General features: G+C 55.7%; 9 protein-coding genes. 3 read left to right on the top strand and 6 right to left on the bottom strand.

The window, feature by feature from the left end; all coding sequences use genetic code 11:
* Positions 1–10 precede the first annotated feature (10 nt).
* Entirely contained in the window at positions 11–1,498 is a 1,488-nt protein-coding gene (locus tag JY391_RS03290) for a UxaA family hydrolase (RefSeq protein ID WP_042292919.1), read from the top strand.
* 74 nt (positions 1,499–1,572) lie between these two features.
* Here the strand turns inward: JY391_RS03290 and sstT are convergent, their stop codons facing one another.
* The 4 genes from sstT to JY391_RS03310 form a co-directional block, all read right to left on the bottom strand.
* Positions 1,573–2,817 carry a serine/threonine transporter SstT gene (sstT, locus tag JY391_RS03295; protein ID WP_042292921.1) on the bottom strand — a complete coding sequence of 415 codons (1,245 nt, stop codon included), beginning with the start codon at positions 2,815–2,817 and terminating at the stop codon, positions 1,573–1,575.
* 239 nt (positions 2,818–3,056) lie between these two features.
* Complete coding sequence (locus JY391_RS03300; protein WP_211935215.1) at positions 3,057–4,019, bottom strand: TerC family protein; 963 nt, start codon at positions 4,017–4,019, stop codon at positions 3,057–3,059.
* A 273-nt stretch (positions 4,020–4,292) separates the two neighbouring features.
* Positions 4,293–5,291, bottom strand: coding sequence for a Gfo/Idh/MocA family protein (locus JY391_RS03305; protein ID WP_181822510.1), 999 nt, complete (start codon positions 5,289–5,291; stop codon positions 4,293–4,295).
* Positions 5,292–5,360: 69 nt separating this feature from the next.
* Entirely contained in the window at positions 5,361–5,864 is a 504-nt protein-coding gene (locus tag JY391_RS03310; protein WP_042292980.1) for a M48 metallopeptidase family protein, read from the bottom strand.
* 86 nt (positions 5,865–5,950) lie between these two features.
* Between JY391_RS03310 and rlmG the strand changes: the two genes are divergently transcribed.
* A complete protein-coding gene (gene rlmG, locus JY391_RS03315; RefSeq protein WP_211935216.1) occupies positions 5,951–7,087 on the top strand; it encodes a 23S rRNA (guanine(1835)-N(2))-methyltransferase RlmG in 1,137 nt (378 codons plus the stop codon).
* A 78-nt stretch (positions 7,088–7,165) separates the two neighbouring features.
* On the opposite strand, the gene JY391_RS03320 is transcribed toward rlmG, so the two are convergent.
* On the bottom strand, positions 7,166–9,184 hold the full coding sequence (locus JY391_RS03320) for an oxidoreductase (protein WP_211935217.1): 2,019 nt from the start codon (positions 9,182–9,184) through the stop codon (positions 7,166–7,168).
* 214 nt (positions 9,185–9,398) lie between these two features.
* The gene (gene ygjG / locus JY391_RS03325; RefSeq protein WP_211935218.1) at positions 9,399–10,778 is read right to left on the bottom strand and encodes a putrescine aminotransferase; all 1,380 of its coding nucleotides are present in this window, start codon (positions 10,776–10,778) and stop codon (positions 9,399–9,401) included.
* 430 nt (positions 10,779–11,208) lie between these two features.
* On the opposite strand from ygjG, the gene JY391_RS03330 reads away from it, so the two are divergent.
* On the top strand, positions 11,209–12,729 hold the full coding sequence (locus JY391_RS03330) for a methyl-accepting chemotaxis protein (protein ID WP_211935219.1): 1,521 nt from the start codon (positions 11,209–11,211) through the stop codon (positions 12,727–12,729).
* Positions 12,730–12,833 lie beyond the last annotated feature (104 nt).

The raw sequence follows: 12,833 nt of genomic DNA on the forward strand, positions 1-12,833 counted from the left end.
CGGGGTTGATATGCAATACATCAAGATCCATGCGCTGGATAACGTTGCGGTAGCGCTGGCCGATTTGGCGCAGGGCACGGAAGTGAACGTTGATAACCACACCGTAACGCTACGTCAGGCTATCGCACGTGGTCATAAATTTGCGTTGAGCAATATTACGCGTGATGAATACGTCATTAAGTACGGGCAGCCTATCGGCCATGCTCTGGCGGACATTGCGGCGGGTGAACACATTCATGCCCATAATACACGCACCAACCTGAGCGACCTGGATGCGTATCGCTATCAACCTGAGTTTCAGGATCTCCCGCCGCAGCCCGCGGATCGCGATGTGCAGATCTACCGTCGCGCCAGCGGGGACGTCGGCGTACGTAACGAGCTGTGGATCCTGCCGACCGTCGGCTGCGTCAACGGGATCGCCCGGCAGATCCAGAATCGCTTCCTGAAGGAAACCAATAACGCCGAAGGCACCGACGGCGTTTTCCTGTTCAGTCATACCTACGGCTGTTCCCAACTGGGCGACGATCACATCAACACCCGCACTATGCTGCAAAACATGGTGCGTCATCCGAATGCCGGGGCGGTACTGGTGATTGGCCTCGGCTGTGAAAACAACCAGGTCGATGCGTTTCGCGAAACGCTGGGCGAGTTCGATCCTGAACGCGTACATTTTATGATCTGCCAGCATCAGGACGATGAAGTGGAAGCGGGGATTGCGCATCTGCATCAGCTTTACGAAGCGATGCGCCACGATAAGCGCGAACCGGGTAAACTGAGCGAACTGAAGTTTGGTCTGGAGTGCGGTGGTTCTGACGGGCTTTCCGGTATTACCGCGAATCCGATGTTAGGACGTTTTTCTGACTATATGATTGCCAATGGCGGCACGACGGTGCTGACCGAAGTGCCGGAGATGTTCGGCGCGGAGCAACTGCTGATGAGCCACTGCCGCGACGAAGAAACCTTCCATAAGCTGGTGACGATGGTCAACGACTTTAAGCAGTATTTTATGGCCCATAACCAGCCCATCTACGAAAACCCCTCGCCGGGCAACAAAGCCGGGGGCATTACCACGCTGGAAGATAAATCGTTGGGCTGTACCCAGAAAGCAGGTTCCAGTCAGGTGGTGGACGTGCTGCGTTACGGCGAGCGTCTGAAAACGCACGGGCTGAACCTGCTGAGCGCGCCGGGTAATGATGCAGTGGCTACCAGCGCACTGGCCGGGGCGGGGTGTCATATGGTGCTGTTCAGTACCGGACGCGGCACGCCCTATGGCGGTTTTGTGCCGACAGTGAAAATCGCCACCAACAGCGAACTTGCAGCGAAGAAAAAGCACTGGATCGACTTCGACGCGGGTCAGCTCATTCACGGTAAAGCGATGCCGCAGTTGCTGGATGAATTTATCGACACCATTGTTGAGTTCGCCAACGGCAAGCAGACCTGCAATGAACGTAATGATTTCAGAGAGTTGGCGATTTTTAAAAGCGGCGTTACCCTCTAATTACCCTTCGTTTTGAGTCAGGTTGTAAAAACAGGCCGGATACGCGCAGCGCTATCCGGCCTGGGGATGTCACATTAGCTACGCAGTGCGTTGTTGGCCAGACGCTCGTCTTCCGCCTGGCAAGCCGCCGCGGTAAACAGAACGTCGGTAGAGGAGTTCAGCGCCGTTTCGCAGGAGTCCTGCAGTACGCCGATGATGAAGCCAACCGCCACAACCTGCATGGCGATATCGTTCGGAATGCCGAACATGTTACAGGCCAGCGGGATAAGCAGCAGTGAACCGCCCGCCACCCCGGATGCGCCACAGGCGCACAGAGAAGCCACCACGCTCAGCAGCAGCGCCGTCGGCAGATCCACCGGCACGCCCAGCGTATGTACCGCCGCCAGTGTCAGTACGGTGATGGTGATTGCCGCACCCGCCATATTGATGGTCGCGCCCAGAGGAATTGACACCGAATAGGTATCACGGTCCAGATTCAGCTTTTCACACAGCGCCATGTTTACCGGAATATTAGCCGCGGAACTGCGGGTGAAGAAGGCGTAAACGCCACTTTCACGCAGGCAGGCGAACACCAGCGGATACGGGTTGCGCCGAATTTTCCAGAACACCAACAGCGGGTTGATCACCAGCGCCACCAGCAGCATACAGCCAATCAACACCACTAACAGCTGAGCGTAGCCCCACAGCGTAGAGAAACCGGTGGTAGCCAGCGTAGACGACACCAGACCAAAAATACCAATCGGCGCAAAACGGATGACCAGCTTCACCATAAAGGTGACGGCATTGGACATATCGTTCACCAGGTTTTTGGTGGTCTCATTACCGTGACGCAGGGCAAAGCCCAGACCGACAGCCCACACCAGAATACCGATATAGTTGGCGTTCAGTAGCGCATCGACAGGGTTAGAGACCATGCTCATCAGCAGGCCGCGCAGGACTTCGACAATGCCGGACGGCGGCACAACGTCATTGGCGCTACTACTTAAATGCAGCGTGGACGGAAAGGCGAAGCTGAACACGACCGCAGCCAGCGCTGCAGAAAAGGTGCCCAGCAGATAGAGGAACAGAATCGGACGGATATTGGTTTTTTGTCCGTGTTGATGGTTGGCGATAGACGCCATGACCAGCATCAGAACCAGGACAGGTGCGACGGCCTTTAACGCGCCGACGAAAAGTGTACCCAGTAACCCTACAGCTTCTGCTGCGGGCTTAGAAATCCATGCCAGTAGAATCCCCAGAACGAGGCCCACTAAAATTTGTTTTACCAGACTCCCTTGCGCCAGGCGCTGGAACAACCCCGGTGTACGTTGCGTAGTCATTTCTCGATCCTTACAGTGTGATGTTGCTCATCCGCTGTGCGCTCTGATGGCGCATCTTTCTGGATGTAACAAAGTGTTTGCATGGTCGAGTATAAGGAAAGATAAAGCTTCGGGAAGCGAAATATGCTGGAATTTTCGCTGTGATCATGTTTTATAACTTATCATTAACACGATTGTGACATGATAAACAAAAAGCGATCGCGCCGGGCGGAGGAAAACCGCCACCCGGCATAACAGATTTAAGCCTGCTGCTTATCACGCTGGTGGTTCACCCAGGCATTGATCAGTAGCGTAACAACCAGAATACCAAACACCACACCCAGCGAAATGGCGATCGGGATATGGTAGAAGTCGACGATCAGCATCTTAATGCCGATAAACACCAGTATTACCGCCAGCCCGTATTTGAGCATTGAGAAGCGCTCAGCCACCCCCGCCAACAGGAAGTACATCGCACGCAGACCGAGGATCGCAAACAGGTTCGACGTCAGTACGATGAACGGGTCGGTCGTCACAGCGAAGATCGCCGGGATACTGTCGACCGCGAAAATGACGTCGCTCAGCTCCACGAGGATCAGCACCAGCATCAGCGGCGTCACGTACAGCAGACCGTTTTTACGCACGAAGAAATGCTCGTTCTCAATGGTATCGGTCATCCGCAGATGTCCGCGCAGCCAGCGCACCAGCGGCTTGTCGCCAATGCCGGATTCGTCCTCTTTCGCCAGCGCCATCTTCACGCCGGTAAACAGCAGGAACGCGCCGAACACATACAGCATCCATTCGAACTGGGTTATCAACCAGGTCCCTGCAAAAATCATAATCGTACGCAGTACGATCGCGCCCAGCACGCCGTAGACCAGCACCCGACGCTGCAGCGCAGGGGGGATCGAGAAGTAGCTGAACAGCATCAGCCAGACGAAGACGTTATCGACGGCCAGTGATTTTTCAATCAGATAACCGGTGAGGAAGGCGAGCGCCTGTGGGTCTGCGACCGCGCGTCCTTCAGTTTGTACCAGATACCACCAGAATGCGGCATTAAACAATAACGAGAGGGTAACCCAGACGAGGGACCAGGCTGCCGCTTGCTTCATGGTCATCGTGTGTACGCCACGACGCCCCTGAAGCAAGAGGTCGATAGCCAGCATAATCACCACAACGACAGCGAATCCGCCCCATAACAACGGTGTGCCGACAGTATTCATAGACATTCCTTACACATAAAAAAAACGGCCAACGTCGGAAGACGTCAGCCGCTGCTTTTTATATGCATAGACCTCGCCTTCCGGCAAGGTCTCACTTACAACAAAACAGGAATACGTTGTCGCATTCCTGTTTGGTTGCCCGGTGACCGGATGTGGTTTTTCACACATCGTAATGACGATCAACCGACAATGAAGTTACTCCCCTTTGCAGGTTACAAAATATGACAGGCCACGCATTTCGTCAATGGCCTGTAACATCTGTTTTACAATGTTTTACGCAGGGGTCGCGTGGCTGACGTCATCCGCCGGGAAAATCACGCCGGTCTGGCAGCGAATTTCCGTAAGCAGTTTGGCGGTCACGCGACTGACCGACAGCCCGGGATGGTTCACTTCATTGGTTTCTACCAGTGCTGCAAAAACCTCTGCCTCATACAGCATAGTATTGATGTGCTGAGGTTGGGTGAGGTCCTGCGATTTCCCGCCGCGCGGCACGAAGCACACTTTCTGGCATTCGGAGATCTTTTCGACAACCAGTGCGCCCGCTTCACCCTGAATTTCACTGTCGATAACGGAATCACTGACTTTCGAATGCTGCAACGTTACGCTGAAATCGCCGTAATCCATCACCACCACGCCGTGCGCATCGACGCCGCTGTCCAGCAGGCTGGCTGTCGCCTGCACGCCGTGCGGTTCGCCCCACAGCGCTACCGCTGACGCCAGGCAATAAAAGCCGATGTCCATGATGGAGCCGTTAGAAAAGGCGGGATTAAAGGTGTTTGGGTTTTCGCCATCCAGATAACGTTGATAGCGCGAGGAGTACTGGCAGTAGTTAAGAAACGCTTTACGCATTTTGCCCACTTTCGGCAACGATTGCTGGAGCAGCAGGAAATTCGGCAGGCTGGCGGTTTTGAACGCCTCGTACAGCACCACCTGATTTTCCCGCGCGCAGGCAATTGCGGCTTCCGCTTCCGCCAGGTTCGACGCCAGCGGTTTTTCGCAAATCACATGTTTCTTATGCCTCAGAAAAAGCTGTGTTTGTGGGAAGTGCAGCGAGTTCGGGCTGGCAATATACACAGCGTCAATGGCATCGCTCTGCGCCATCGCGTCCAGCGAGGTAAAAAGATGCTCGACGAGGTAATCATTGGCGAAGGTTTGCGCCTGCTCGAGGCTGCGGGAATAAACGGCGGTGAGCTTATATTTGCCGGTCTCATGGGCGGCATCGACAAACTGGCGGGTGATCCAGTTCGTGCCAATCACTGCGAAACGTATCATAAACGCATTCTGGCTCCATAAAAGGTATCTGCCGACAATGTAGCATGCCCACGTGTCAAAGCCAGTGCGCTACCGCGCAGTTTCCCTGATTGAAAGCGCCGTCAGCCAAAGCCGGGTATCGAATTCCAACTGGTGATAGTGCGGCTCCATATGACAGCAGAGCTGGTAAAATGCCTTGCTGTGCTCTTTTTCTTTGAGATGCGCCAGTTCGTGCACCACGATCATGCGCAAAAACGGCTCCGGCGCATGGCGAAACACGGTGGCGACCCGGATTTCCGCTTTCGCTTTCAGTTTACCGCCCTGCACCCGCGACACGGCGGTATGCAGCCCCAGCGCGTTTTTCAGCACATGGATCTTATTGTCATACATTACTTTATTGATCGGCGGGGCGCTGCGCAGGAACTGGCTTTTCAGATCCTGGGTATACTGCCAGAGCGCCTTATCGGTGGCGAAGTCATGCGTGCCGGGATAACGCTTTTCCAGCACCGCCCCCAGTCGTTGTTCGGCAATCAGCGTGCGCACCTGAGAAAGCAAATGTTCAGGGTAACCCTGGAGATAAGGCAGTTGGTTCATTACGGTCCACGCCATTGAATGAAAATGTTGTATACTCACGCACCCTTTTCAGGGACAAGCCGAAATTTTACCATTCAGGAGGGCCGATGAGCCACACAGACAACGGTTTCCGTTCACTGACATTAAAACGTTTTCCCCAGACGGATGACGTTAACCCACTGCTGGCGTGGGAAGCGGCGGACGAGTATCTGCTGCAACAGTTGGACGATACGGAAATTCGCGGCCCGGTGCTGATCCTGAATGACGCCTTTGGCGCGCTGAGTTGTGCGCTGGCGGCGCATACGCCGTACAGCATTGGCGACTCATATCTGAGCGAGCTGGCGACGCGGGAAAACCTGCGCCATAACGATATCAGCGAAGCCAGCGTTACGTTTCTCGACAGCACCGTGGCGTATCCGCAGGCGCCGGGCGTGGTGCTGATCAAAGTACCGAAAACGCTGGCGCTGCTGGAGCAGCAGCTACGCGCGTTGCGTAAAGTCGTTACCCCACAAACGCGAATTATCGCTGGCGCAAAAGCCCGGGATATTCACACGTCCACGCTGGAACTGTTTGAAAAGGTGTTGGGACCGACCACCACCACGCTGGCATGGAAAAAAGCCCGTCTTATCAACTGCACCTTCAGCGAACCTGCGCTGACCGACACCCCGGACACCCTGAGCTGGAAGCTGGACGGTACCGACTGGACCATCCATAACCATGCCAACGTTTTCTCGCGTACCGGGCTGGACATCGGCGCGCGTTTTTTTATGCAGCATCTGCCGGAAAACCTGGAAGGGGAGATTGTCGATCTCGGCTGCGGGAATGGGGTGATCGGCTTAACCTTGCTGGCGAAAAATCCGCAGGCGAGCGTGGTGTTTGTTGATGAGTCGCCGATGGCGGTGGCGTCCAGCCGCCTGAACGTAGAAACTAACCTGCCGGATGCGGTCGATCGCAGCGAGTTTATGATCAACAACGCCCTTTCTGGCGTCGAACCGTTTCGTTTTAACGCCATCTTCTGCAATCCGCCGTTCCACCAAAAGCATGCCCTGACCGATAACATCGCCTGGGAGATGTTTCATCACGCCCGCCGTTGCCTGAAGATCAACGGCGAACAGTATATTGTCGCCAACCGGCATCTCGACTATTTCCACAAGCTGAAGAAGATTTTCGGTAACTGCGCCACTGTCGCCACCAACAACAAATTCGTGGTGCTCAAAGCGGTGAAACTGGGACGTCGTCGTTAACGTATTGCCGGATGACGGCCAACGCCTTATCCGGCCTACATCGTAGTGCTATCCCGTCGGCCCGGTAAGCGTAGCGCCTTAAATCGCCAGCGCTAAACGGGTGCCCTGGGCGATGGCGCGGCGAGCGTCCAGTTCCATCGCCACATCGCAGCCGCCAATCAAATGCACCGTTTTACCGGCCGCGTACAGCGGTTCGGCCAGTTCACGCCGCGGCTCCTGCCCGGCACAGATAATGACGTTATCCACCTTCAGGATCTGCGGTTCGCCGCCGATCAGCAGATGCAGCCCCTCATCGTCGATCCGTTGATAACTCACCGCAGGGATCATTTTCACCCCACGCGCGAGCAGCGTGGCGCGATGGATCCAGCCGGTGGTTTTCCCCAGCCCGTCGCCGGGTTTACTGGCTTTACGCTGGAGCATCACGATCTGGCGCGGACTGCGTGGGAGATGCGGCCCTTCCGGACGTAATCCGCCGGCCTGTTTCAGGCTGGTGTCGATGCCCCATTCCACGCAAAAATCGGCAATGTTCTGGCTGGTCGGTTCGCCTGGCTGGCTTAAATACATCGCGGTATCAAAGCCGATACCGCCGCAACCAACGATCGCAACCCGGTTGCCCACCGGCGCTTTATCACGCAGCACGTCGAGATAGGTTAATACTGAAGGATGATCGATGCCTTCAATTGGCGGTCTGCGCGGTTCGATCCCGCTGGCGAGGATCACCTCGTCAAAGGCCTGAAGGTCGTCCGCGGTGACAACGTGGTTCAGCTGCAGCGTAACGCCTGTAACGTCGATCATCCGCCGGTAATAGCGTAGCGTTTCGTAAAACTCCTCTTTGCCGGGGATCTGTTTGGCAATGTTAAACTGTCCGCCGATCTCGCCCAGGACATCGAACAGCGTGACGTGATGACCGCGCGACGCCGCGTTGATGGCAAAGGCCAGCCCTGCCGGACCCGCACCGACTACCGCCAGGTTTTTTGCCTGCAGCGCAGGCAGAACCGGCATTTGGGTTTCGTGACACGCGCGTGGGTTGACCAGACACGAGGTGACTTTTCCGGCGAAGATTTGATCCAGACAGGCCTGATTGCAGCCGATGCAGGTATTGATCTCATCCGCACGTCCCGACTGCGCTTTTGACAGGATCCCGGCATCGGCCAGAAATGGACGCGCCATCGATACCATGTCGGCATCGCCGCGCGCGAGGATCGCATCGGCGACCTGCGGATCGTTAATACGGTTGGTGGTCACCAACGGTACAGAGACATGCCCCTTCAGCTTGCGAGTCACCCAACTGAAGGCGCCGCGCGGTACCGGCGTGGCGATGGTGGGAATACGCGCTTCGTGCCAGCCAATGCCGGTGTTGATGATTGTCGCGCCCGCGGCTTCAATGGCCTTTGCCAGCTGGACGGTCTCCTCAAAGGTGCTGCCATTTTCCACCAGATCCAGCATCGACAGACGATAGATAATAATAAAATCGTTGCCGACACGCTGGCGTACCGCGCGCACCACCTCCACCGCAAAACGCATGCGGTTGGCGTATTCTCCGCCCCACTGGTCGTCGCGCTGATTGGTGCGCAGGGCGAGAAATTCGTTAATCAGATAGCCTTCCGACCCCATCACCTCTACGCCGTCATAACCCGCTTCGCGCGCCAGCTGCGCGCAGTGCGCAAAGTCCTCAATCAATTGCAGTATCTCATCATGAGACAGCGCATGGGGCGTAAAATGGTTGATCGGCGCCTGAATCGCGGAGGGAGCGACCAGCTGCGGCTGATAGCTGTAGCGCCCGGTGTGCAAAATTTGCAGGGCAATTTTGCCCCCCTCATTGTGCACTGCGTCAGTGACTACGCGATGCTGCGGCAACTGACAGGCATCGTTAAGCGTCGCGCCGCCCTTCAGCGCCACCCCGGACAGGGAGGGCGCAATGCCGCCTGTCACAATCAGCGCAACGCCGTGCCGTGCGCGTTCGGCGTAAAAGGCCGCCAGGCGTTCAGCCCCCTCGGGGTGCTCTTCCAGCCCGGTATGCATCGATCCCATCAGCACGCGGTTTTTCAGCGTGGTAAAGCCAAGATCCAGCGGGGCAAACAGCGACGGGTAGCTCATAGCAGTATCCAGTATGTAAAATTATTGTTATGTGGTCGGATGAGTTACTAATTTAGCCGTCGCGCCGTAAAAGGGAAAAGGGGAATGCGATGATTGTGATGGGATTCAAAAAAGCGCCACCGCAGATAAAAAAAAGCCGGATAGCGCTTATCCGGCCTGGATTGGTTTCTTGCCCGTAAGCCGGGTGGCCATACCGCCCCCCGGCACTGTTGCGTTACACTTCTTCCACGCTTACCCGTAGCGCCGCCAGCGCTTTGCGCGCGGCTTTCAGTACCTGCTCGCATTGCTCGACGGACAGGGTGAGCGGTGGCTCAATGCGGATCGTTTTCGCGTTGTTGAGCGTGCCGGCAACCAGTACGCGCTGTCGGAACATCTCGCTGGCGAAGCTGTAGCCGATCTCATTGTCGACAAACTCGATCGCCATCAGCATCCCCTTGCCGCGCGCGTCATGCACCAGATCCGGATATTCACGGCTCAACTGGCGGAAACCGTCCAGCAGCATATCGCCTTTCTGCTCTGCCTGAGCGGGCAGGTTTTGCTCCAGCAACACGTTGATGGTTGCCAGCGCCGCTGCGCAGGAAAGCGGGTTTCCGCCAAAGGTGGTGGTGTGCAGGAACGGGTTGTCGAACAGCACCGAAAAGACCTCTTCGGTGGCAATCGTTGCGCCAATCGGCATCACGCCACCGCCCAGCGCCTTCGCCAGGCAGAGAATGTCAGGCTGCACGTTTTCATGTTCGCAAGCGAACATCTTGCCGGTGCGCCCCATGCCGGTTTGCACTTCATCCAGAATCATCAGCGCGCCGAATTCGTCGCACAGTTTACGCACGGCGCTAAGATACCCCTGCGGCGGCAGGATCACGCCGCCTTCTCCCTGAATGGGTTCGAGGATCACCGCCGCCACGTCGTCGCCGGTCTTTTTGCACTCGCTAAGGACCGATCGCATCGCGCTGATATCGCCAAAAGGCACATGACGAAAGCCCGGCAGCAGGGGCATAAACGGTTTGCGGAAGGTCGATTTCGCCGTTGCGGACAAGGAACCTAATGACTTGCCGTGGAACGCGCCGCTGGTGGCGATAAAAGTGAACTTACCGCGCGGCGACTGGTACGCTTTGGCGAGCTTCAGCGCCGCTTCGACGGATTCAGTACCGCTGTTGGAGAAGAAGCTGTATTTCAGTTTGCCTGGCGCCAGGGCGGCGAGCGTTTTTGCCAGCATCGCCCGCAAAGGATCAAGCAGTTCCTGACTGTGCAGGGGTTGTTTCGCGAGTTGATTCTGTACGGCGGAAACCACGACTGGATTACGGTGCCCCACGTTAAAGATGCCGAACCCACCCAGACAGTCGATAAATTCCTGACCCTGGGTGTCGACAAGCGTATTCAGACTCCCCGCTTGCCACTCTACGGCTCCGTAATCCCCGCCGGCGGTAACAGATTTGCGATACTCTAAAAAACCCGGATTCACATGCTCTTTGAAGTAATCAATCACCTCTCGGTTTAGTGCTTTCATTTCCTCATGGTCAAGCGTTCGCTTTTCGATGAGATTCAGGGCGTGTGCGCTGCAGGCTAATGCCGACGCGCTGGAAGGTAACCTGTTCAAAATATGCTCCCGCGGCTCGCGTATCACATGATACCGATTTAAGTATTGCAGGGATTGCGCCATCCCAATGAGGCCGACGAAAATCGGGATAAACATGAGGAAATAAGGAAAATGCGCAATATTTAATCTTATTTGTTAACAAAAAGTAGCATATTGAGCAGAATTTAATCAGTTCACGACGAGGAGGGATCCCGCTCGCTGCACAAAAAAGAGGCGGATTTTGCGCTATGGTGGTGCGGGTGGGCTCGCAGGTGCGGGTAGTTTCATCCCGAAAGTATTCAAAATCAACAAATTGGAATTCGTACAAATAATAAGGTTTAATCGCAAATTGCGATCTAAATCAAATTTAACAACTAAAGATAAATCCGTTAGCGCCGAAATAACATCTGACACGAAGTTAACAACCAGATAACCTGCACAGGACGCTACTATGTCTTCTCATCTCTACGTTACCCAGCAAAATACACCGCTGGATGACGATACGACGCTCATGTCCACGACCGATCTGCACAGTTACATCACACACGCTAACGATACTTTCGTCACTGTTAGCGGCTACTCGCTCAATGAGCTGTTGGCGCAGCCGCACAACCTTGTACGTCATCCGGACATGCCAAAAGCTGCGTTTGCCGATATGTGGTACACACTGAAACAGGGCGAGCCGTGGAGCGGCATTGTTAAAAACCGTTGTAAAAACGGCGATCATTATTGGGTTCGCGCCAACGCGGTGCCGATGGTTCGCGAAGGGCAGGTCACTGGCTACATGTCGATTCGTACCCGCGCAACGGAAGAAGAGATCGCCGCGGTGGAGCCTTTATACCAGGCGCTGAACGAAAACCGCTGCGCCCGACGCATTCATAAAGGGCTGGTGGTACGCAAAGGCTGGTTGGGAAAACTCCCTTCTCTGCCGCTGCGCTGGCGGGTACGCGGCGTGATGACGCTGTTGTTCGTGATGGTCGCGGCAGGCCTGTATGCCTCCGACGCGTCCGCGCTGGCGTATCTGATGAGTGCGCTGGCACTGGGAGCCGGCACCGCGATCTTTGAAGGACAAATAGTTCGTCCGATCGAAAACGTGGCGAAGCAGGCGCTGAAAGTCGCGACCGGGGAGCGTAACAGCGTGTCGCATCTTAATCGCAGTGACGAACTGGGACTGACGCTGCGCGCGGTTGGGCAACTTGGGCTGATGTGCCGCTGGCTCATCAACGATGTCTCAAGTCAGGTGTCGAGCGTACGTAACGGCAGCGAAACGCTGGCGAAAGGCAATGACGATCTGAATAAACACACCCGCCAGACGGTTGATAACGTGCAACAAACGGTTGCTACCATGAACCAGATGGCCGCTTCGGTTAAGCAGAACTCCGAAACCGCCTCCGCTGCCGACAAACTGTCGAGCGCCGCCAGCAGCGCTGCGACTCAGGGTGGCGAAGCCATGGATACGGTGATCAAAACGATGGATGACATCGCCAACAGCACCCAGCGGATAGGCACCATCACCACGCTGATAAACGACATCGCTTTCCAGACCAATATCCTCGCGCTTAACGCGGCGGTGGAGGCGGCGCGTGCGGGCGAGCAAGGAAAAGGGTTCGCCGTCGTGGCGGGAGAAGTACGCCATCTGGCCAGCCGCAGCGCCAGTGCGGCGAACGACATCCGTAAGTTAATTGACGCCAGCGCGGACAAAGTTCAGTCCGGTTCGCAGCAGGTTCACGCCGCAGGCCGCACCATTGATGACATTGTTTCGCAGGTGCAAAACGTCACCCAACTGATTGCGCAAATCAGTCATGCGACGTCGGAACAGGCCGACGGGCTGAGCAGCCTGACCCGCGCGGTGGATGAGCTTAACCACATCACCCAGAAAAATGCCGAGCTGGTTGAAGAAAGCGCGCAGGTATCCGCTATGGTCAAACACCGCGCCAGTCGTCTGGAAGATGCCGTGACGGTACTGCATTAATTCCCTCATTTCTTCACATCTCTGCCTCTTCTCTTCTCTGCCAACGCTTACCGTAATGGGTGAGCGTTTTGTGAATTTAATGTTAAATTTATATTAAATATTAA

Source organism: Citrobacter sedlakii (assembly GCF_018128425.1).
Taxonomy (GTDB): domain Bacteria; phylum Pseudomonadota; class Gammaproteobacteria; order Enterobacterales; family Enterobacteriaceae; genus Citrobacter_A; species Citrobacter_A sedlakii.